Origin of the sequence: Verminephrobacter eiseniae EF01-2 (assembly GCF_000015565.1) — a bacterium.
GTDB classification, from domain to species: domain Bacteria; phylum Pseudomonadota; class Gammaproteobacteria; order Burkholderiales; family Burkholderiaceae_C; genus Acidovorax; species Acidovorax eiseniae.
This window is the reverse complement of record NC_008786.1, coordinates 261,699-283,438: the sequence shown is the minus strand read 5'-3', so window position 1 is coordinate 283,438 and position 21,740 is coordinate 261,699. Positions and strand designations below refer to the sequence as shown.

The following is a 21,740-nucleotide window of genomic DNA, read 5'->3' as shown; positions in this document are numbered from 1 at the left end:
GCTCCGGTTCTTTCGCGCCCGGTGGGTCGGCAAGTTGGCAAGCATGAAACATCCTTGTGCAATGCGAATGACGGCAAATTACCTGTCCTGCCCGATCAATCCAGGTAAGCCTGCTGCGGCTTGCGTGTGCGCAGGCCCAGGGCTTGGCTGAGGGCAAGGAATTCATCGTGGTACTCGGCCTTGACCAGCACGGCATGCCAGGCATCGTCCTGGTCATCCAGGTCGATCAGTTGGTAACCGCGTGGCGCGGCCCAGGCGTGCAGGGCGCGCAGGATTGCGGTGCAGCGCGCTCCGCCTTGGGGCGGGTCGCTGTCCGGTGCCTCGAAGGGGCCGATGCCGCGTGCATCGGCCAGGTCTGCGGCCTGGCTGTCCAGGGTGTCGCTGTCCTTCCCATCGGCATGAATGGCGTGGCCAGCGTCCTGCAAGGCTTCGAGTAACTGAAAAAAATCCTGAATCTTGCGCGGCTTGCCGGTGGTCTCCAGCACGCTTTCGAGCGCATCGTCATAGCCGTCGCAGGCCAATTCCACCCAGCGGGCGAAGTTTTTGCGTTTGGACTTGGCCAGATCGACGCGCTTGGGTGGCACGGGTGGCGGCAATTCGATGCCTGCGCCCAGGCCTTCGGCGCGCCAGGCGTCGCGGGTATGGCGGATATGCTGGCGGTAATGATCAACCAGATCACGCGGGTAATGGGGATGGTCGCGAAAGCTGCTGTCGTCGATATCGTAGGCGCAGACGGCCATGGCGACCTCGAAGGCGAAATAGCAGAACAAGCCATCTTTGTCACCGGCTGGATCACGATTAGGTTTCCAACCGAGTGGGCGCATCAGTCGGTGCCAGTTGTCCATATGGGCGGCCAATGCCGCTGAACGCTGCTCCGGAGGATGCGCCAATGCATTCATCAAAGGAAATGTCCACCATTTTTGTTCCGTGCTGGATTTGTAGTTTGACGAGCCTTGATGGTTTGGAATGAACGATTTGAGCATCACATCAATAAAGCGGCGTGGAGGATCCACACGCAACCAATTGCGATGGTTCATGAGACGCTCGGGCGATTGATCCATGAAAATGAGCAAGGCGAGAAAAAAATGCACCTCAAGAGCTGTAGATTCCTCTGTGGACAACCCAATGGGGGTTCCTCTCTGATTTTCATCAAGAGATTGCGGTGGCAACTGTTTGACGAGGGCCACTGCGCGCTGGTAAGAAGGCCAGCCATCTTTCTCAAAGTAGCTCCAGATATCCGTCAATGGATCACCTCTTCCATATCGGAAGAGCATGCACTTTATGACGTACGGGAGTACTCCGGAACTGTTGTTCCAACGCACAGTATTGTCCCGGTGTTCATTTCTAGAAAAATGGTTCAACACGTAAATGTAGTGTTCCATCTCCTCTTTGTAGGTTTCCAATTTTCCATCTGGGTCGCGCATTTCATGTTCCTTTCAGTGATTGTGGATCGAATACTACATTGCTAACCCGTGCTTCGGTCACACTGGGTTTGCCGTCTTTGCCAATTCCTCTGATCTCGTGGTATGTTGTTCCTTCGGCATCGGTCTGAGCGTATATTCTCTTTACTTTCTTGGGGTCTCTCAGACCGGCAGTGATGGCGTTTTTATCTGCGGCACTCAATCCCATATTTTTTAAATTTCTTTCGATCCATGCCTCGCTCATCTGTCGATCGTTTTTTTTGTTCTTCGTCAATTTCGCGACAATATCATCCAGTACCCCATTTTTCATACCGCCCGTTGCCTTGGATTCGATGATGACATAGGTGACCTCTTCAACGTCCTTGCCATCCTTGTCCTTGACCACATTCCCATGCTTATCCCTGACTTTGCTTCTGACTTTGTAGATGCCATCGATTCCGGTCCGTCCATGCCACGCCTTGAATGCCTGGACCGGCGATCGACCCTTTGGATTCAGGCCCAATGTTCTGCCCAAAGGTTCGGCGCCTGCCTTGATCATGTCCATGAAAGTGATCACCTCGCCCCTGAATCCCTTTTCCAGGGGCGTGCAGTCTTTCCATGGCTTGATGTGAACCGCTGCGTCGCAATTCGCGTTGTGCGCCCATATCGCACCGGTGCCGACGAAGTAATTGGCGGTTTTTGCGACGCTGAAGTTGTATACCGGCAGGGGTTGCTGCACAGGCTCGTTGCCAAGCACCCGCACATCCCCCTGTGCGCCGGCGATCACGTCGTCGTCGGTGATGTGCCGGGCCTGCGTCCAGCCCTTGCCCTGCACCCACAGCGGGTGCTCGTCGGTGAGTTTGAATTGATCGAACTCGGTGCTCAGCCGCCGGTAGCTGGGCGCCGTGCGCGCAAAGGTCTTGGTGACGGTTTGCGGGGCGTCGCCAAACAGGCGGTCGTGGCGCGACTGCACCTGCTGGCCGGCGCGGATCTGCTCGATCGGCACCATGCCCCGGGGCGTGTGCACCAAGGTGTCGGCGGCAAAGCTGGCGCAGCCGAACTCGCGCCGGGTGCCCTTGACCGCATCGGCCAGTTTGCCGCCGTATTTGCTCAGATTGACGGCCAACTTGAACATGGCGCCGGGATTGACGTTTTTGCCAATCACCTTGCCCAGGTCGTAGGCGCCGCACTGGGTGGCCCGCTTGATGGTGTCTATCGCCTCCTGGCCGAGCAGTCCGGCGAGCATCTTCAGGGTGCCATCGGGGTCGTTGAAGAAGGCTTTGCCCAGTTCGACCAGGCCGCTGATCACCTCGGCGGGATTGGTGAGCATCTGCCACAGGTCGGTGACCTGGTCTTTGAGGCCGTGTATCAGGCCCTTGACGAATTCGTAGCCGTAGACCAGGGCGCCTTTGACGTCGTCCCACAGCGCGCCCCAAAAGCCCTTGTCTTCTTGCTTGGCGCCTTGGTTGTCCGGCTTCGCGGGCGCGCCCTCGCAGACATCCTCCAGGAATTGGCATTGGTTGTCCTTGGCCCATTGCTGGCGCGCCTGTTTGCTGCGAAAGCACATGGGCGGGGGGTTGCAGGTTTTCCAGGTGATGGCGCTGCTCGGCGGGGCGGCCGGGGTGCTGGTCTGCGGGGTGCCCGTGGACTGCGGGGTGCGCGTGGGTAGCTGCGCCAGTGCCGGGTGCAGTTGCGCCAGGGCCAGCACCAAGACCAGCACCCGCCACAACGCGGTGCGCAGGTTGCGCGGCGCCGTATGCATCAAAAGCATTGGCTGCCTCCATCTGAGCCGCCCTGGCCGGCGCTGCCACCGGCGCCGTTTCCTGCGCCGTTTCCTGCGCCGTCATCTGGCTCCGGTTCTTTCGCGCCCGGTGGGTCGGCAAGTTGGCAAGCATGAAACATCCTTGTGCAATGCGAATGACGGCAAATTACCTGTCCTGCCCGATCAATCCAGGTAAGCCTGCTGCGGCTTGCGCGTGCGCAGGCCCAGGGCTTGGCTGAGGGCAAGGAATTCATCGTGGTACTCGGTTTTGACCAGCACGGCATGCCAGGCATCGTCCTGGTCATCCAGGTCGATCAGTTGGTAACCGCGTGGCGCGGCCCAGGCGTGCAGGGCGCGCAGGATTGCGGTGCAGCGCGCTCCGCCTTGGGGCGGGTCGCTGTCCGGTGCCTCGAAGGGGCCGATGCCGCGTGCATCGGCCAGGTCTGCGGCCTGGCTGTCCAGGGTGTCGCTGTCCTTCCCATCGGCATGAATGGCGTGGCCAACGTCCTGCAAGGCTTCGAGTAACTGAAAAAAATCCTGAATCTTGCGCGGCTTGCCGGTGGTCTCCAGCACGCTTTCGACCGCATCGTCATAGCCGTCGCAGGCCAATTCCACCCAGCGGGCGAAGTTTTTGCGTTTGGACTTGGCCAGATCGACGCGCTTGGGTGGCACGGGTGGCGGCAATTCGATGCCTGCGCCCAGGCCTTCGGCGCGCCAGGCGTCGCGGGTATGGCGGATATGTTGGCGGTAATGATCAACCAGATCACGCGGGTAATGGGGATGGTCGCGAAAGCTGCTGTCGTCGATATCGTAGGCGCAGACGGCCAGGGCGACCTCGAAGGCGAAATCGCAGAACAAGCCATCTTTTTCAAGGGCTGGATCACGATTGGGTTTCCAACCGAGTGGGCGCATCAGCCGATACCAGTTGTTCATATGGGCGGCCAATGCTGCCGGACGTTGCTCCGGAGGCTGCGCCAAGGCATTTACCAAAGGGAACGTCCACCATTGTCGGTATTTGTTGTATTTGTAGTTTGGAACACCACGATGGTTTGGAATGAAGGACTTGAGCATCACATCAACCAAGGGGCATGGAGGATCCATAAACAACCAATTGCGGTGATTTATGATACGCTCGGACGATTCATCCATGCAAAGGAGAAAGGCGAGGAAAAAGTTGACCGTGCGAGCCGAGCGCGCTCCAATAAATAACCCAATGGAGGGGCGTTCCTGATCTTTATCAGGAGATAGCGGTGGTAACTGCTTGGCATGTACTACTACTCGCTGGTAAAAAGGCCAGCCATCTTTTTCAAAGTAGCTCCAGATATCCGCCAATGGATCCCCTCTTCCATATCGAAAGAGCATGTACTCAATAACTCGCGGGAACGTGCTGAGAGTATTGTGCCAGCGCGTAAAAATTTCTTTATCTTCATTTTTGGAAAGTTGCTTCAACCTGCGAATGCAGAATTCAATCTTCCCTTCGTAGGTTTCCAATTTTCCATCCGGGTCGCGCATTTCATGTTCCTTTCAGTGATTGTGGGTCGAATGCTACATTGCTAACCCGCGCCTCGAATGGGTCGGGGTTGCCGGCTTTGTCAATTCCTCTGATCTCGTGGTATGTCGTTCCTTCGGCATCGGTCTGAGCGTATATTCTCTTCACTTTTCCAGGTTTTCCCAGATTATTGATGATGGCGTCTTTATCTGCGGCACTCAATCCCATATTTTCTAAATTTCTTTCGATCCATGCCTCGCTCATCTGACGTTCGTCGTTTTTGTTCTTCGTCAATTTCGCGACAATATCATCCAGTATCCCATTTTTCATACCGCCCGTTGCCTTGGATTCGATGATGACATAGGTGACCTCTTCAACGTCTTTGCCATCCTTGTCCTTGACCACATTCCCATGCTTATCCCTGACTTTGCTTCTGACTTTGTAGATGCCATCGATTCCGGTCCGTCCATGCCACGCCTTGAATGCCTGGACCGGAGATCGACCCTTTGGATTCAGGCCCAATGTTCTGCCCAAAGGTTCGGCGCCTGCCTTGATCATGTCCATGAAAGTGATCACCTCGCCCCTGAATCCCTTTTCCAGGGGCGTGCAGTCTTTCCATGGCTTGATGTGAACCGCTGCGTCGCAATTCGCGTTGTGCGCCCATATCGCACCGGTGCCGACGAAGTAATTGGCGGTTTTTGCGACGCTGAAGTTGTATACCGGCAGGGGTTGCTGCACAGGCTCGTTGCCAAGCACCCGCACATCCCCCTGTGCGCCGGCGATCACGTCGTCGTCGGTGATGTGCCGGGCCTGCGTCCAGCCCTTGCCCTGCACCCACAGCGGGTGCTCGTCGGTGAGTTTGAATTGATCGAACTCGGTGCTTAGCCGCCGGTAGCTGGGCGCCGTGCGCGCAAAGGTCTTGGTGACGGTTTGCGGGGCGTCGGCAAACAGGCGGTCGTGGCGCGACTGCACCTGCTGGCCGGCGCGGATCTGCTCGATCGGCACCATGCCCCGGGGCGTGTGCACCAAGGTGTCGGCGGCAAAGCTGGCGCAGCCGAACTCGCGCCGGGTGCCCTTGACCGCATCGGCCAGTTTGCCGCCGTATTTGCTCAGATTGACGGCCAGCTTGAACATGGCGCCGGGATTGACGTTTTTGCCAATCACCTTGCCCAGGTCGTAGGCGCCGCACTGGGTGGCCCGCTTGATGGTGTCTATCGCCTCCTGGCCGAGCAGTCCGGCGAGCATCTTCAGGGTGCCATCGGGGTCGTTGAAGAAGGCTTTGCCCAGTTCGACCAGGCCGCTGATCACCTCGGCGGGATTGGTGAGCATCTGCCACAGGTCGGTGACCTGGTCTTTGAGGCCATGCATCAGGCCCTTGACGAATTCGTAGCCGTAGACCAGGGCGCCTTTGACGTCGTCCCACAGCGCGCCCCAAAAGCCCTTGTCTTCTTGCTTGGCGCCTTGGTTGTCCGGCTTCGCGGGCGTGCCCTCGCAGACATCCTCCAGGAATTGGCATTGGTTGTCCTTGGCCCATTGCTGGCGCGCCTGTTTGCTGCGAAAGCACATGGGCGGGGGGTTGCAGGTTTTCCAGGTGATGGCGCTGCTCGGCGGGGCGGCCGGGGTGCTGGTCTGCGGGGTGCCCGTGGGTAGCTGCGCCAGTGCCGGGTGCAGTTGCGCCAGGGCCAGCACCAAGACCAGCACCCGCCACAACGCGGTGCGCAGGCTGCGCGGCGCCGTATGCCTCAAAAGCATTGGCTGCCTCCATCTGCGCCGCCCTGGCCGGCGCTGCCACCGGCGCCGTTTCCTGCGCCGTTTCCTGCGCCGTCATCTGGCTCCGGTTCTTTCGCGTCTGATGGGTCGAGCAGCGTGCAACCGATGGTGCGGCAGTCGGGCGGGGGTTTGCGGCTGGACAGACTGTCTGCGTCGTCTGAATCGTCCGGACCGCCAGAGCCACCAGAGCCACCAGAGCCGGAACCACCAGCACCAGCACCAGCACCAGAGCCAGAGCCAGAGCCAGAGCCGCCAGAACCACCCTGACCCCAGGGGCTGTCATTGTCTCCATGGCCCTGGTTCAACGATGTGGTCTGGCCCTCGATGGCGTCGCTTTGCATGTGCAGCGTGACATGGGTGACGATCGGCAAGCGGCCGCGTTTGATGAGTTCGGTGTGCAACGGGTCGTGCCCGTCGTCCAGCCATTGCAGGTAGTGCTTGTAGATGGTGTTGACCAGCGGCACCTTGAGCTCGTAGCCGTGGGTCACCTTCAGCTTGAGCAGGTTGGCGTCTTGCACGCTTTGGCCCGATTGGCCGCCGATGTCGTTCTTGTCGCGGTATGCCAGACCGGCGTTGGGGATCGCGCGGGCATTGTATTTTTTCTGCAGGTAGGGCGCGCTCCAGTCGTCGAAGCTCGCGCTCGTGGGGTTGAGCAGGTCGATGCGCAGATTGCCATCGAGGTCGGCGACGGCTTTGGCCTTGGCCTGGCTCAGTTCGTCGCTGTTGCGGCCCCCGCCATACAGCGGCACCATGGCGCGCAGGTAGGTTTCGCGGATGTCCGAGAGTTTGGCATGGGCCATGGTGCCCGCTCGGGCGGCCATGAAACTGGCGTGATTGATCTGGTTCCTGGAGAAGAACAGCAGGCCGTACTGCAAGATGGCCAGCCCGAACAAGGTGATGATCGGGCCGACCACGACGAACTCGACCATGGCGCTGCCGCGCTGGCGTGGCGCGACGGATGCCGGGGTGCTTGGGCGATTCATGGCGGATTGGGCGCAGGCGGGTTACCCGTGGATTCAGGAGTCAGGCTTTTCCGTAAAGCAAAACCTGGTGACTTGCCCGGGCCGGGGGCTCGTCGACCGTCCTGCCGTGCCGCGAATACTGATGTCATTGCCCGATGAACTCGCGGAGTAAATGCGGGGGGTTGGAATGCCCATCTTGCTCTGCGTGTCGACCGAGGTTTGAACTGATGCACCGTCTTGCGTTACCCGGTGCACCAGTAATTGGTTGTCGTTGGCCCCGATCCAGGCAATATCGCTGCCGGCTTCGAGCAGATGGCCTTTCATCGAAGCAATCCCGCTGCGTTGGTGCAGTTGGGCGGTCCACAGGGTGGCGAGGTGGGCGGCACGCTTTTCCATGAATAGTTGCTTGCCTATCCAGTAGCTGATGGCGATGCCGCCATCTTTCAGTGCCGTTCCTGTTGCCGCCGTGCCATTCAGCGGCGTGCGTGAAACAGGAGCACCGGTAGCGGAATACTCGCGCAGCTCTGCGCCGGGGGATGTGCCCGTGTCTTTGGCGCCGGGATAGCGGTTGAACAGTGCAAAAACACGGCCTCGGCTTTCGAATACGCTCGATACCTCGCCATGATGGTCGTTGGCCTGACCCAACGCCTTCTTGCTTTTGAGATCGCCGCTGAAATACATGAGCATCGGTTGCTTGTTCGCACTGGTTCCTGCGATGAAGTACCCGGCCTTGGACGAGGTGCTGGCCCAAATGGCTCCCACATTGCTCAAGGGCAGAGACTGTTGGGTGCCTGACAGGTCGTCGTGCAATGGGGTCAGGCTCCATTCACCTGAAAAGTTCACTCCGATCACCAAGGCTTTTTGCCACATGAATTCGGCAAGTGGTGCCAAAGCCATGTAGTCGGCTGGCATGTTGATATTTTTTGCTTTTCCATTGGCGCGGCAGTCCATTTCCTGTAGCACAAGAAAATCTCCCTGCGCACCGGCCACATCGGTTTGTCCGGCAGAAAGCCAATAGGGCTTTTTGTCTTTCAGGATGATTTGCGAGTAGGGCCGATCCGTTTGCTGGGGGCTGATGTTTTCGATGTTCAATTTGGCACTTGCAGATCCAAGACCTGCGGCGAGGATGAAAATGGCTGTCGTGGCTGTTGATTTCATGATGTTTATCCGGGCACGCGCTGCTTCAAAGAGTCGATCGACTGTGTTTTGACGAGCGATGAAGGCCGCCATCCATGCGATGGCTGCCTTGGACAACCGGGCCTCGACCATGGCGCTGCCGCGCTGGCGTGGCGCGACGGATGCCGGGGTGCTTGCGTGGTTCATCGTGAATCTGCTCGACCAGATCAGCTTGGCGCTGGCGGCCCGCGAGCGCCAGCACCGGTTCAGGGTTCAGGGTTTTGGCCTCGGGATGTCGATGACAAAGTCGTCCTCTGTCAGGTCCTTGCGCACCAGCGCCACGTGCAGAATGCCCTTGGGGCCGCCTCCGACGAGCTCGATGATCTCGGCCTGCCTACCGGTGATCTCGCCTTCCAGGCCATCGGTGGTGAATTCATGCCGGGTGCGGGCGGTGTCAGGCTGCGGTTCGTCCCCGCGATCGTCCTGCCCGGGGCCTTCCATGCGGGCGTGGATACGCTGTTGGCGTGAGGCGCTGTCGAGCTGCGAGTTCTGGAACCTCAGTTCGGGCAGTTCCAGGCGCGTGTGCCTCTGGCTCTTGGATTCGGTGTAGTCGATGCTGACCCCGGTGAGCGTGCCCGTGACCGTGTTCAGCACGGCCTCGTAGGTGACGCCTGTGATCAGAAAGTCCCTGGTGTGCTCATCGAGCAGCGCCGCCGATCCTGCCGATGGCAGGACGCGGCCGACATAGGTGATTGTCGGGGTTGGGGGGGCGTCGGTCTGGTCGGTCAGCAGTCTGAGTGCGGAAGACCAAGCGCGACCCCCGCCGCCGCTGGCCTGGTCCTCCGAAAGGGTCAGGGACGAGAGGTTTTCGTCGTTTTGATCTTTCTGCCGGCCGACGTTGAAGGTAACGGTGGCGTCGTCGCGCGCATGACGGTACTTGATTTCTCCTGCGGCGGGGAAGGCCCGGGCATTTCCGTAGTACCGGTCATCCACGGTGAAGGTATTGCGCCCAGCCTGGATGTTGCGCCGCGCCATGCCATAGGACGTGTAGGTGTATTCGGGACCGGGCGGAGTGCCTTTGAAAGTGACGGCGTAGTTCATTGTGGAGCCCATGCTGTCGAAGTCGATGACTTGACCGTTCGGGTCGGTGATGGCCTTCATCAGCGCGAATGGTGTGGTGGAGGACGAGGTGGGCTGAACGCAGTGGTTGTTGGCCGCGCGCTTGGCGCACAGTGGGCCGGCCGCAGCAATGAAGGTGCCGGCGCTGGTGGTGCCGCCAGCGCCGCCAGCGCCGGCAGCGCCGCCGTCGGCGCCAGATATGTCAGCGCCGCCGCCCCCACCACCGCCGCAGGCGGCAAGGGTCAGGCCAAACAAGCAGGCCGGGAACCAGGAAAACAGGGGTGCGCAGCGGCGGTGGGCCATGGCCAGGCGCAAATGCGAGAGTCGATGTTGCATGTTGGTTGAATCGAGAAATGGGAAAAAGCGTTGCTGCCGTCCGGGGCCGGCACTGCAAGGCAGGTCGTTGGGGGATGGGGGATGGCGTCGTCGGGGTGTCTCCTTTCATGTGGTGGCGATGGGGGCGGCAGGCGGCGCAGATGCGGCCCCTCGAGGGTCTGCCACCCGGACGAACCGGGCGTTCGCCGTGGCGGCATCGATGGGCCAGGGTTGCAACTGCATGCCCGGTTGCAGGCCCGTGATGGCGCCGGCGGGCAGCTCCAGCACATGGGCTGCGCCCGGGCCGGCACGGCTGCAACGCCAGGGCGCCAGTGCCAGCGCCTGGCGCGTGATGCGGCCCTGGGCGTCGAGGTAGATGATGTCCAGCGCATAGCGCATGAAGCAGGTGTGCACGCTGGTGCAATGCGCAATCAGCAAGGCGCTGGCGCCGCCGGTGCGGGCGGCGTTGCCGGCATCACGGGCCGCAGCGGCGCGCGGGTCGGGGCGGCCCATCAGGCCGATGAAGCGGGCCCAGAAGCCTTGGGCCTGGCGAATGCGCAGCCGGGGCAGCAGGGGCGGCAGGGGCCGTGGGGGCGTTGGCTGGCGGCCCATCACAACCCCGTATTGATGAATTTCATCGCGATCGGAAACAGCAGCACGATGAAGGTGCAGGGAAAGATGAAGGCGATCAGCGGCAGGAGCATCTTGACCGGCGCCTCCATGGCCAGCTTTTCGGCGCGCAGGAAGCGCTCGCTGCGCTGCTGGTCGGCCTGCGCCCGCAGCACTGGCCCGAGGTTCATGCCCATGCGTTCGGCCTGGATCACGGCCATGACGAACTGGGTCACGCCCGGCTCGTTCAGGCGCTCGGCCATGTCGCGCAGGGATTCGGTGCGCGCCTTGCCGGCGCGCACGTCGCGCAGCACGCGCTGAAACTCTTCGCGCACCGTCCCCTGGGGGCCTTTGGCCACGGCCTGGGCGATCGCGCCGTGCATGTTCAGTCCGGCCTCGACGCACAGCGTGATGATGTCCAGGAAGAACGGCATCATGCGCAGCAACTCGCGCCGGCGCAGTGCGATGCGGTCCTTGAGCCAGATCGCCGGGTAGAACCAGCCCAGCAGCGCGCCGATGGCCATGGCCTGCAGATAGGTGCCGGTGGCGATGTAACGGCGCGCGGCGTCGACGCCGCCGGCACCGATGGGCAGGCCGTCGAAGCTGGAGACGGCCCACCAGAGCAGCGCTGTCGCGACGAAGGCGCTGACGATGCGGCTGGCGATGAACTGCGCGGGGTCGAGGGTGTAGTCCAGCCCCGCCTGGCGCAGCTTGAGTTGCAGGGTCCGGACGGATTTGCCCGTGCCAAGGCGCGGGCCCAGGTGCTGGCCGATCCATTGGATGGGCCACCAGAGCAGGCGCATGGCCAGGGGCGGCGGGTCTTTGTAGCTGCGGTCTTCGGGCCGGACGCTGGCCATCGAGTGGCCGATCAGCCAGGCCAGCAGCGCGGCGCTCAGCCCGGCGGCCGTGGCGATGAGGGTCAGGATCAGGGTGTTCGACTCCATCGGAGACCTCCATTGGTTATTGGTTGTGTGTGCAGTCGTTTGCGGGACGGTGCGCTAGACGTCGATGGCGATGATCTTGCGGATCACGTACACGCCCAGGAACTCGAAGAGGGCGATCACGGCCAGCGTGGCCCAGCCGACGCGGGTGTGCCAGAGCATGGACATGGCCTGCGGCTCCATCTCGTTCAAGATGAGCATGAGCGCGATGGGCAGGGCGCCGACCACCCAGGCTTGCAGCTTTCCCTGGGCCGTCAGGGCGCCGATCTTGGCCTGCATCCGTAGCCGGCTGCGGATCGTGGCGGAGGTGCGTTCCAGGGTTTCGGCCAGGCCGCCGCCGGTTTCGTTGGCAATGCGCATGGCCGAGGTGATGAGCACGGTGGTCTGCGTGGGCATGCGGTGGTTCAGGTTGCTCAGCGCCTGCTCCAGCGTCACGCCCAGGCGCTGCTCGCGCAGCATCAGCGAGAACTCCTGGCTCAGCGGCGGGCCCGATTCGGCCACCAGTTGCGCCATGGCGCTGCTCAGGCCGAGGCCTGCGCGCAGGCCGCCGCTGAGCATCATCAGCGCGTCGGGCAGTTGTTCCTCGAACTTGCGCAGCCTGCGCTTGCGCATCTGCCGATAGAGCAGGCGCGGCAGCAGCCCGAGCGCAAAGAAAGCCGGCAGGGCCAGCAGTTCACTGCCGCTGATGAGCCACACCAGCAAGCCGCCGAGCGCCATGACCGCCAGGTTGGCCAGGAACAGTTTGCGCGCATCGATGAACAGGAAGAACTCGGCGGCCTGGAAACCCGCGCGCTCGGTGAAGCTGGCGCGGTAGCGCTCCAGCGTGGCGCTGCCGATGTCGATCAGCAGCCACGCCAGCAGCGCGACCGACAAGACCACGACGGCGATGATCGCGGCAAGCAAGGGGTCGTTCGGCGCGAGGCTGTTCATGGCCGCTGTCCAGCCGCGTTGCCGCCGCTGCCGCTGTCGGGGGCGGGGCGAAAGATGTCCAGGTCGAGCCGGGCGCCGCTGGCGCGCAGTTCGTCATAGAAATGGGGCACCGTGTCGCAGCCGCTGAAGTGCCCTTGCACTTTGCTCAGGCCGTCGGCTTGCATGGCGTAGCCCCGGTTGACGAAGCCAAACAGGTCTTGCAACTGGATCTTGCCGCTTTCCATGCCGCTGATTTCGGTGATGTGCGTGACCATGCGCGTGCCGCAAGAAAACCGGGTTTGCTGCACGAGGATGTCCACCGCGCTGGCGATCTGCTCGCGGATGGCCGCCAGCGGCAGTTCCATGCCGGCCATCAGCACCATGGTTTCCAGGCGCGCCAGCCCGTCGCGCGGGCTGTTGGCATGCAGCGTGGTCAGCGAGCCTTCGTGGCCGGTGTTCATGGCCTGGAGCATGTCCAGCGCCTCGGCGCCCCGGCATTCGCCGACCACGATGCGGTCGGGCCGCATGCGCAAGGTGTTGCGCACCAGTTCGCGGATGGCAACGCCGCCTTTGCCTTCGACGTTGGCCGGGCGCGATTCGAGGCTGATCAAGTGCTCGTGGTTGAGCCGCAGCTCGGCCGCATCCTCGACGGTGATCACGCGCTCGCCCGGCGGGATGAAGTTCGACAGGATATTGAGCAGCGTGGTCTTGCCCGAGCCTGTGCCGCCGCAGACGATGATGTTCTTGCGCGCCTGCACGCAGATGCGCAGGAAGTCGGCCATGGCCGGGCTGAGCGAGCCGAACTGCACCAGGTCGCCGGCGTCGAGTTTGCGCTTGGCGAACTTGCGGATGGTCAGGGTCGAGCCTTTGAGCGCCAGCGGTGCAATGATGGCGTTCACGCGCGATCCGTCCTTGAGCCGCGCATCGACCATCGGCGAGGACTCGTCGATGCGCCGGCCCAGCGGCGCGACGATGCGCTCGATCACTCCCATGACGGCCTGGTCGCTGGTGAAGCTCAGCGCGTGCTTTTGCAGCCGTCCGGCGCGTTCGATGTAGATCTCGTCGAAGCGGTTGACCATGACTTCGGTGACCGAGTCGTCGGCGAGCAACTCCTCCAGCGGCCCCAGGCCCACGGCCTCGTCGAGGATCTGCTTGCGCAGCGCGCCGTGCTCGAGCGCGGCCGGAATGTCGGCCGCCATGTCCTGCATGATCTTGACGATCAGACGGTCGGCCTCGGCGCGCAGGTGCTCGTCGGACATGCGCGAGACATCATGGCGGCGCAGATCCATGGCCTCGATGAGCTTGGCGTGCAGGCGCTTGCGCCACTCGAATTCGAGGGCGCGCATCGGCGCGTCCGCGCGCGCGGCCAGTCGTTCGGCGGCGGGCGGCGGTGCTGCGTCCGTGGCTGCGCGCGCAGGTGTGGCTGGCGCTGGCATGGCGGCAGTGGCCGCGCCCTGCGGCGGCGCCATCGCCGGCGCGCCGGGCCGGGGGATGGTTGGCGCGGCACCGGGCCAAGGGGTGGGCCAAGGGGTTTTTGGCCCGGCACCGGGCGGGTGGGTCTTTGGCCCGGCACCGGGCCGTGGGGCATCGGGTTCGGCGCTGTCGCGCACTGCGGGCGCCGGCGCGCATTCGTCGCCGGGCGGCGCTTGCGGGTCGAGCACGCGCAGCCGAAAGGGGCCGATGCCGATGATGTCGCTGGCCTGCAATGGGCCGCACTGGGTCTCGATGCGCCGGCCATTGACCTGCACGCCGGCAAAGCTGTCGCCAGCGTCGAGCAGCACGCCCGCCGGGCTTTTGAGCAAGCGCGCATGCTCCTTGGCGATGCGCCAGCCGGCAAGCCGCAACTCGCACTGCGTGCCCTTGCCGATGGAGCATATGCCAGGCACCTGCATCTGCTGGCGCTGGCCGTCAGGGTGGGTGAGTTCCAGATGGATCATGGGCTTTCAGAAGGCGGGGAACAGCCACTGGGTCTCGACCCAGCCGCGCCGGCCATCGACCTGCACCGCCGAGAACTGGGCTTGGGGGGCCTGGGGCAGGACTTCGAGCAGGCTGCCCTGCGCCAGGCGTTGCAGAACCGGGGCGTTGATGTCGGGCGCGACCCGCAGGGCCAGCGCGCCGAGTGCGACGCGGTAGCTGCCGGGCGCGGGATGGGCGTGCTTGCCGCCGGTGTGGTGCGCGGCGATTTCCTGGCCCTGCCGGGCCTGTTGGGCATGCGGGCCGTCGGGCGGCGCGCTGGCGTCTGGCGCATGTGCCACCGGGCGCAGGCTGGCGTCGCGCACCCAGCCTTGCAATGCGCCGACGGCGACGGCGCGCCAGCCTTGGTGCGCATCGGACATCGGGGGCCGGTCGGGCGCGGCCCGCACGAAGCTGCCCTGGCCCAGTTGCAGCAGGGCCTGGCTGCCGGCATCAGGCCCGGCGTGCAGCACCAGGCCGTCATGCACCACGCGCCAGTGGTCGATCGGCGGTGGTTCCAGCGGGTTGCGCCGGGCCGGCACCGTGGCCAGTCGTTCGGGGCGCACGATGGCGGCGGCGGCAGGCATCGGGGCGCTGGCGATGCTGGCGTCGGCACTGGCCAGCGGGGCTGGCGCCAGCCGTGGCAGATGCGCGGGGGCGGGGCCGGGCTGGTCGAGCCAGGGCGCGGGGCCGTAGCGCTGGCGCAGGTCGTCGGTGATGCGCTCGATGCGCTGCACCAGTCCGGGCGACTGGCTGTTGATCACCGTCGGGGTGACGAACACCACCAGTTCGGTCTCGTCGTTTTGAAAGCGCTTGGAGCGAAACAGGGCGCCCAGCACCGGCAGGTCGCCAAGGAACGGAACTTTGTCGATGTTCTGGCTGGTCTTGCGCGACATCAGCCCGGACAGCACCATGGTCTCGCCGTTTTGCACGTTGAACTCGGTGAAGGTGCGCCGCACGCTCAGCGCAGGCCCGGCAGCGGTCGAGATGGAGGGGTCGATGTTGCTGACTTCGCTGTCGATCTCGGCGCGGATGACCCCATTGCGATCCACGCGCGGCGTGATCTTGAGTCTGATGCCGTAGGGCTTGAACATGACGGTCGGCCCGTTGATGCTCGATGCGACATAGGGGTACTCGCCGCCAGCCAGGAACTCGGCTTTGGCGCCATTGCGCGCCGACAGTTGCGGCTGCGCCAGGATGCTGGCCTTGCCCTGGCTGGCCAGCAAGTCGAGCTTGGCGCCCAGGCCCATGTTGAGCGCGCTGAGTATGTTCAGGCCCTTGGGCAGCGGGATGAGGTCGCCATCGGCGGCGGTGATTGGCGGGCTTTCGACATCGATGCGCAGCCCGTCCTGGTGCACGCGGCGGATCGGCGACCAGATGCCGCCGATGCTGGCGCCGCCTTTGGCCGCCCAGCGCAGACCGAGCTCGCGCAGTTCGTTGACCGGAAACTCGACCACCTTGACATCCATCAGCACCATCTGTTCCCAGCCGATCTGGTTGGTGAAGTTGACGATCTGCGGGTAATGCTTTCTCAGATCCTCGATCTTCCTGAGGTCGATGTCGCTGAGGTTGTCGCCTTCGACGATGACCTTGTCGCCGATGATCGAGGCCTTGGTGTTGGCGATGGTGCTCAGGAAAGCGGCGATCTCGCGCGCATAGCGGCTGGTGTCGCCCGGCACGACATTGATCTTGACGCGCTGGTAGCGGCCATCCTCGTTCCACACGAACAGCGAGGAGGTGCCCACCTCGTTGGCAAAGACGATGACCTCGCGCTCGTCGAGCGCGGCGGCGGTCAGCACCTTGCCGTTGCCCACGGCGATGCGCGCCACCCCGGGACTGGGAAAGACGCGCGACTCGCCGACGAACATCTCGATCTCGGGCACCTGGGCCTGGTCGTCTTGCTTGCGGATGGGCAGGTAGGGCTGGCTCGGCGTCGGCGCCGGTTTCCTGGCCTGCAGTTGCGGCGCAAAACCGCCGCGCGACAGATCGGCCGTTTCAGGCGGCGTCTGGGCGCTGGCGGGCCAGGCCGCGCAGCAGGCCAGGAGCAGACCCCGGCGCAGTGCGCGGCCCGCTGCGGCGGCCCGGAAAAAGGGGCGGCAGCGCAGGAACGGGCGAGCGGGCGGGCGGATGGACATGAACGGAAGGGTCAGGAAGAAATTGCGCTCATCGGGCGCTGCCCGCCGGGGGCGGCGCGGTGCGCGGCGCCGGTTTGTCGTTGCTGCGCTGCGCGGCCTGGCCGAGCGTCAACTCCTCGGGCTTGAAGTCGATATGCCGGCCGCCGTAGAGCACGGGCACCGCGCGCCCCGCAGCCCCGTCGGCCAGGGACTGCGCATCGCCGGCCTGGCCCAGCAGCGCCGCGATGGCAGCGCTGTCGCCCGCTTGCACCTGCGTGTCTTGCGGATTGCGCAGCAAGGCGGTGATCTTGCCGGCCTCGCGCGCGACGATCACGCTTTGCGCCTGCGCCTGGGTGGTGTCCAGCGTGACCGTGGAGTACTGCCGCCGCTCGCCGCTCTTGGGGTCGTCTGCCGAGCGCTGCCCGGTGGCCATGACCTGCACGTTCTGCAGCAGCGGGAAGGTGATCTTCTTGCCGCCCCGATCGAGGGTGACCATCAGGTCGATGGCGTCGCCTGGCTCCAGCAGACCGGAGATGGAGTTGATCTCATCGACATGCACGGTGATGGCGCGGCGCCCGATCTCGATGCGCGCGGAGAAGGTCGCCGCCTTCCTGGTCTGCATCAGGCTCCACAGCAGCATCTCGCCCGCCTTCAGGCCGTGTTCGATGCCCTGGCCCTCGATGCGCTCGAAATGCTCGGGCGCGATGGCGTTCGAGTGCGCGTAGTCCAGCGGAATCTCGCGCACCGCCACATTGCCGGTGGCCAGCAGATCGCCCTTTTTGAGCTCGCGCTTGGCCACCAGCAAGGCGATGGTTTCCTTCTTCGAGCGGGCCTCGATCGCCGCCACCTGGCGGCTCAGGTAGCCGCGCACGCTGAAGGCGGCAGCCAGGCCGATCAGCAAGGCCGCCCCCAGGGCCAGCCAGGTCTTGCCGGGCCGCAGGGTGGCGAGTCGGGACAGTGGGAGTTTCATCGGGCAGGAGGTGCGCAAGTGGTGCCAATGGCCGCTTCAGATGACCGTTCAGATGAGCGCTCAGAGGGGCAGCGAGATGGCGAAGCTGAATTTTTGATAGGCCGAGCGCAGGGCCTGCAGCAACTCGTGCAGCACACTGCCGTCATCGACCATGCCCACGCCCAGCGCGAAGGCCAGGGCCGCGCAGACCACGCCGTACTCCACCGAGGATTGGCCGCACTGCCGAAGGCGACGAACCCGAGTCATCGCACCGACTCCATCTGCACGCTGGTCAGCAGCACGATGCTGGTTTGGCCTTGCGCGTCGCGCGTGATGGTGGCCATGGCCTGTTTGCCCGGGCCGCGAAAGAGCAGGATCACGCCCCCTGCCAGCGCTGCGGGCAAGCGGGCTGCGGTGTCGGCGTCGGGGCTGAATTCGCGCTCGATCTCATAGCCCTGCTCGCTCAAGGCTGCGGTGAGCCGCTGTGCATTGAGTTGCTCGCTGTGCCGGTTCAAGGCCACCAGATGGTTGTCCAGTTTGCCGTTGTCCCATGTGCGCAGGTGGCTGGTGATGTCGGTGCCGGCGGGCAGCAGGCGGCGCCAGCGGGCGATCGTTTCCTGCTGTTGCAAGACGCCGCGCAACTGCGTGAGCGCAACCATGCCCCGGCTGCCCGTGCCATCGGCGCCAGGCTCGACCTGCACGGTGATGTAGTGCTCGCCGTCGGCGCGGCCCAGGATGCGCTGCTGGCCCAGGCGGTTTTCCACCAAGGGTTGGCCCAGCGTGCGGCGAAACCACGCGGTGGTTTGCTCCGGCCCGGTCTCGGTGGCAAAGCCCGTCAGGCGCATCGGCAGGCCGTTCATGTCCAGTTGCTGGCCGATGCCGTAGCTCCGGGCCTGCGCAGGCAAGGCCACCTCGGGCCAGGGGGCTTGCGCGCTGGCCGCTGCGCCCAGGGTCAATGCCAGGGCCAGGCACAGGCTGGCGCGGGTGCCGCGCAGGCGCGGCGGGCGTGGCGGGCGTGGTGCAGGCGGGCAGTGTTGCATGGTCCAAGGGGTCTCGAAGGTGCCGGCGCGCTGGTTCAGTACTCGGGCTTGAGCCGGTCTGCGGGCACGGCGTCCTGCCATGGCTGCAGGTGCCCGAATCGGGGGGCCGGAACTTCGCCAAATAGCTCGAAGGCCGGGATGGCGACGTCCAGCAGCGTTTCCATCGAGGAGAAGACGCTGTTGAGCGGCGCCAGCTTGCCAAAGCGCTCCATGTTCTGCTGCACCGAGCGCGCGGCCCATGGATCGATGAGCACGCTGGTGTGGCGTGTGATGCGCAGATCGATCTCGTCGAAGGGCGTGTAGCTCTGCAGGCCTTCGGGCAGGTCGACCAGGGGCACGGAGATGTTGGCGCGGTAGATGCCCCGGGCCTGCAGGCCGAGCGTGGCGTGGTTGACCAGGGGCGCCTGGCTGAAGGGCTTGCCGTCGCTGCTGCTGCTGAAAGCCTGGTGGTGCGAGGACGCCTGGCCTGCGCCGAAGGTGACCGAGACATCGGCGAGGCTGCGGATCAGCGGCGCGCCGTGGGGTGTGCTCCAGAACGGGTTGCGCCGGGTCTGTGCGGCGCCGGCCGCATCGTCCACGGCGGCGCTCTCGATGGGCGCATCGGGGTTGCCGAAGTAGCGCTTGCGCACTTCGCCGGCCAGTTGCCCTTCCGGCTTGAAGGCGCCGCTGGCATCGTTGTGCACCGTCGCGTCGAATGCCGCATAACGGCTGGCCATATGCGTCGCATGGGCAATGTCCTGGTACTTGGCGACCACCGGCGTCAGCAGGAACAGGCCCAGGATGGCCGCAGCGATGACCAGGAATTCGAGCAGCGCCTGGCCGTGCTGCGGCGCGCGGCTGCCGGGGGCGTGGTTCATTGAATCAGCGCTCCCTGGCGTTGCTGCTGGTTGCGCACATCGTTGCCGGAGTGAACCAGGCGCACCTGCCAATAGGGGTTGAACAGGCTGCCTACTTCCCGGGGGCGGCCCTGGGGGGCGCCGTAGCCGTTTGGGCGCTGCGCGAACGGGCGCTCGAAGTACACCTCGGAACTGGCCACCGCCGCCATTTCGTCTTTGGCCACCCGGCTTTCATAGGCGTCGATGCGGCTGCCGGCGCTGCGCTGTATCTGGCTGCTGCCGTCGGAGGTGCGCAGATCGCTGCGTGCGCGAACCAGGCGCACGCTCATGCGCAGCGCCGGATCGTCCTTGCCCAGTTGCCCACTGTCCAGTTCGTAGTAGCTGGGCAGGCCGCTGTAGTTCGTCCAGTGCGAGGACGAAGCCTGGCTGGCTGCGCCGCCGTTGCTGCGCGCGCCGCCCAATCGGGCGCCCGAATCGTCTTGGTCCTGCCCATCGGGATGGGCCTGCTGCTCGCCGTAAGCGATGGGCTCTTCCTGGTACCTGCAGCGGGGAATGAAGCCCCTTGGTTGATATGCGCGCCAAAAGGATTCGGTGTCTTGCGCGATCCACTCGTCGTAGTTGACCAGATCGGTGCCTCCACGCCGGCGCACCTCGCTTTTGCGCCCCAGATCTATGCAAACAGGGTCCGGCCCGGGGAAGGCTGCGGTGGCATCCCATCTGCGCTCGCGCGTGAATGGGTCGGTGTGGGCGGCCAGGCCGGCCAGTTCGGCGATGCGGGCGCGATCCTGGCCGCTGTAGTGGCGGGTGAAACCGCCCCAGTCGTCGGTCAGGGGCGCGCCCGAGGCGCCCACCAGGCCCGCAGGCTCCACCCGCACGCTGCCATCGCCGGCATAGTTGGCCTGGGCCACATCCTGCATCACCGCAGTGCGCATGCTTTGCAGATGGCCGGGGGTATGGAGCAGGCCATGGGCCAGTTTGATCGCCTGCTTGTTGGTCTCCGCCCCCGTCACCACGGCCTGCGCCAAGGGCGGCACCTGCTCGGCGATCTGCGCTATGTAATCGCCCGCATACTGCACGGTCAAGTAGCACATCACCGCATACTTTGGCCCATAGTGAAACGCGGCGCCGAGCGTCTCTCCGTAGCCATACGGATCGGCGCATTCGACGAACTGGGTCGGCAGGTTCTGTGCATGGGTGCGCGCATACTGCGCCCACGATGACAGGCTGACCATCTGGGCCACCAGCACCTCGTTGGCCACCAAGGCGCGGTTGCCATAGGCGATGAAGTTCAGCGCCCGCGCGTGCATCACGCCGGCGCTGTAAGCCACGGCATCGGCCGTGTTGACGAGCTTGGTTTTTTCCTGGGAGAGCTGGCCGGTGTTGAACAAAAAGAACAGTGAGGCCAGCCCGCCGATCACGACAAACATGCCGTAGATCAGCGCCTGTCCGCGTTGTCCGTGCCTTGTTCGCATTTGCCCGCCGCGCTGGCCGACGCAGTGCATGGGAGGGCGGCTTACTTGTTCTCGTAGGCGTCGAGACCCTTGGTCTTGCGCTCGCCATCGGCCTTGGCCGCCGCCGCCCCTGCCGCCGTGATGGCGGTCTTGGCGGATTTGCCGGCCACTTCGTTGGCAATACCGGATGTCTGGGCGCGAATGGTCTCGCCAAAGAACTGGTAGACGGCAATCGCCGCCACGCCAATCAGCGCGACGATGATGATGTATTCAGTCATGCCCTGGCCGCGTTGTTGCCAGGCGGTGCGTGCCGTAGAGAAGGTGCGAGACATGTCAGAGATCCTTGTGGGTTGGCGGATGGAGGCTTCGGGGCAAGTGTATGGAAAAAGCGCATGACCATACACTACATACACCTTGTTTCATTGTAGGTATCGATCGGCTGCGTTGGTGCCACTTGGGAGGGTGGTGGGGGTAGGTGTATTCCCCAGGCTGGCAGGGCCGGAGCCGGACAGGCTGCGTTGGGGGCGACCGACATGGCGTGTCAGGCATCGACAAGCCCATCGACAACGCCGTCGGGTTGCCGGTGCGCCCACGACATCCGGCAGTGAAATGCCCGTTTTCCTGGTGTCGCGTCACCAGGGCCAAGCCGCACTTGCCGTTCATGCCGTCATCGGCGATCCCGATCCGGTGGCCTTCCGGATCGATCTCGATGTCGATAGTCTCGATATCGATATCGGTATCAGCATCGGCATTTCAGGCGCGCGCGACCGCTTCGGCCAGAGCGGCGGCGATGTCGTTGCAGAGGTTGATTCCGGGGTGGTCGGGCACGTTCAGGTCTGCTGTCGACAGACCCGCCACCTGGTCCATCGACCAGCCCACCCGCCAAAGCGGGGCTGGCATATCGGCACCATGTCCTTGTCAAGGACGCTGGTGCATCGATGTGTGTTTGCCGGATGCACTGCTGGCGACACTCGGGGGACAGCCACCAGATTCCGGCGCCGGGCT

Annotated in this window: 19 protein-coding genes; all 19 read right to left on the bottom strand. The window is 64.1% G+C overall.

Annotation, left to right across the window (positions count from 1 at the left end; genetic code table 11):
- Positions 1 to 95: 95 nt before the first annotated feature.
- A complete protein-coding gene (locus VEIS_RS01275) occupies positions 96 to 1,424 on the bottom strand; it encodes a DUF1911 domain-containing protein (protein WP_011808067.1) in 1,329 nt (442 codons plus the stop codon).
- Position 1,425: 1 nt separating this feature from the next.
- A complete protein-coding gene (locus VEIS_RS01270; protein WP_011808066.1) occupies positions 1,426 to 3,171 on the bottom strand; it encodes a polymorphic toxin-type HINT domain-containing protein in 1,746 nt (581 codons plus the stop codon).
- Positions 3,172 to 3,345: 174 nt separating this feature from the next.
- On the bottom strand, positions 3,346 to 4,674 hold the full coding sequence (locus VEIS_RS25145; RefSeq protein ID WP_011808065.1) for a DUF6630 family protein: 1,329 nt from the start codon (positions 4,672 to 4,674) through the stop codon (positions 3,346 to 3,348).
- A gap of 1 nt (position 4,675) precedes the next feature.
- The gene (locus tag VEIS_RS01260; protein WP_011808064.1) at positions 4,676 to 6,403 is read right to left on the bottom strand and encodes a polymorphic toxin-type HINT domain-containing protein; all 1,728 of its coding nucleotides are present in this window, start codon (positions 6,401 to 6,403) and stop codon (positions 4,676 to 4,678) included.
- Positions 6,394 to 7,404: a TadE/TadG family type IV pilus assembly protein gene (locus VEIS_RS01255; RefSeq protein ID WP_011808063.1), complete on the bottom strand. Its 1,011-nt coding sequence runs from the start codon at positions 7,402 to 7,404 to the stop codon at positions 6,394 to 6,396. Before VEIS_RS01255 ends, VEIS_RS01260 begins: the two co-directional genes overlap by 10 nt.
- A gap of 33 nt (positions 7,405 to 7,437) precedes the next feature.
- Positions 7,438 to 8,706: a hypothetical protein gene (locus VEIS_RS01250; protein WP_011808062.1), complete on the bottom strand. Its 1,269-nt coding sequence runs from the start codon at positions 8,704 to 8,706 to the stop codon at positions 7,438 to 7,440.
- 66 nt (positions 8,707 to 8,772) lie between these two features.
- On the bottom strand, positions 8,773 to 9,954 hold the full coding sequence (locus tag VEIS_RS01245; protein ID WP_011808061.1) for a hypothetical protein: 1,182 nt from the start codon (positions 9,952 to 9,954) through the stop codon (positions 8,773 to 8,775).
- 105 nt (positions 9,955 to 10,059) lie between these two features.
- Positions 10,060 to 10,545, bottom strand: coding sequence for a DUF192 domain-containing protein (locus VEIS_RS01240; RefSeq protein WP_011808060.1), 486 nt, complete (start codon positions 10,543 to 10,545; stop codon positions 10,060 to 10,062).
- Positions 10,545 to 11,486: a type II secretion system F family protein gene (locus VEIS_RS01235; RefSeq protein ID WP_011808059.1), complete on the bottom strand. Its 942-nt coding sequence runs from the start codon at positions 11,484 to 11,486 to the stop codon at positions 10,545 to 10,547. Before VEIS_RS01235 ends, VEIS_RS01240 begins: the two co-directional genes overlap by 1 nt.
- Before the next feature lie 54 nt (positions 11,487 to 11,540).
- Positions 11,541 to 12,413 carry a type II secretion system F family protein gene (locus VEIS_RS01230; RefSeq protein WP_011808058.1) on the bottom strand — a complete coding sequence of 291 codons (873 nt, stop codon included), beginning with the start codon at positions 12,411 to 12,413 and terminating at the stop codon, positions 11,541 to 11,543.
- Positions 12,410 to 14,329, bottom strand: coding sequence for an ATPase, T2SS/T4P/T4SS family (locus VEIS_RS01225; protein ID WP_011808057.1), 1,920 nt, complete (start codon positions 14,327 to 14,329; stop codon positions 12,410 to 12,412). The genes VEIS_RS01230 and VEIS_RS01225 overlap by 4 nt, the downstream gene beginning before the upstream one ends.
- A gap of 6 nt (positions 14,330 to 14,335) precedes the next feature.
- A complete protein-coding gene (locus VEIS_RS01220; protein WP_011808056.1) occupies positions 14,336 to 16,480 on the bottom strand; it encodes a pilus assembly protein N-terminal domain-containing protein in 2,145 nt (714 codons plus the stop codon).
- 28 nt (positions 16,481 to 16,508) lie between these two features.
- The gene (gene cpaB, locus VEIS_RS01215; RefSeq protein ID WP_011808055.1) at positions 16,509 to 17,429 is read right to left on the bottom strand and encodes a Flp pilus assembly protein CpaB; all 921 of its coding nucleotides are present in this window, start codon (positions 17,427 to 17,429) and stop codon (positions 16,509 to 16,511) included.
- Positions 17,430 to 17,489: 60 nt separating this feature from the next.
- Positions 17,490 to 17,675, bottom strand: a complete 186-nt coding sequence (locus tag VEIS_RS01210) for a hypothetical protein (RefSeq protein WP_011808054.1) — start codon at positions 17,673 to 17,675, stop codon at positions 17,490 to 17,492.
- The gene (locus VEIS_RS01205) at positions 17,672 to 18,448 is read right to left on the bottom strand and encodes a hypothetical protein (protein ID WP_011808053.1); all 777 of its coding nucleotides are present in this window, start codon (positions 18,446 to 18,448) and stop codon (positions 17,672 to 17,674) included. Before VEIS_RS01205 ends, VEIS_RS01210 begins: the two co-directional genes overlap by 4 nt.
- A gap of 35 nt (positions 18,449 to 18,483) precedes the next feature.
- Positions 18,484 to 19,305 (bottom strand): hypothetical protein, encoded by an 822-nt coding sequence (locus VEIS_RS01200; RefSeq protein ID WP_011808052.1) that lies wholly within the window; start codon positions 19,303 to 19,305, stop codon positions 18,484 to 18,486.
- Complete coding sequence (locus tag VEIS_RS01195; protein ID WP_011808051.1) at positions 19,302 to 20,786, bottom strand: pilus assembly protein TadG-related protein; 1,485 nt, start codon at positions 20,784 to 20,786, stop codon at positions 19,302 to 19,304. Before VEIS_RS01195 ends, VEIS_RS01200 begins: the two co-directional genes overlap by 4 nt.
- 11 nt (positions 20,787 to 20,797) lie before the next feature.
- Positions 20,798 to 21,067 carry a Flp family type IVb pilin gene (locus tag VEIS_RS01190; RefSeq protein WP_011808050.1) on the bottom strand — a complete coding sequence of 90 codons (270 nt, stop codon included), beginning with the start codon at positions 21,065 to 21,067 and terminating at the stop codon, positions 20,798 to 20,800.
- Positions 21,068 to 21,488: 421 nt separating this feature from the next.
- Complete coding sequence (locus VEIS_RS28020) at positions 21,489 to 21,635, bottom strand: hypothetical protein (protein ID WP_157048346.1); 147 nt, start codon at positions 21,633 to 21,635, stop codon at positions 21,489 to 21,491.
- Positions 21,636 to 21,740 lie beyond the last annotated feature (105 nt).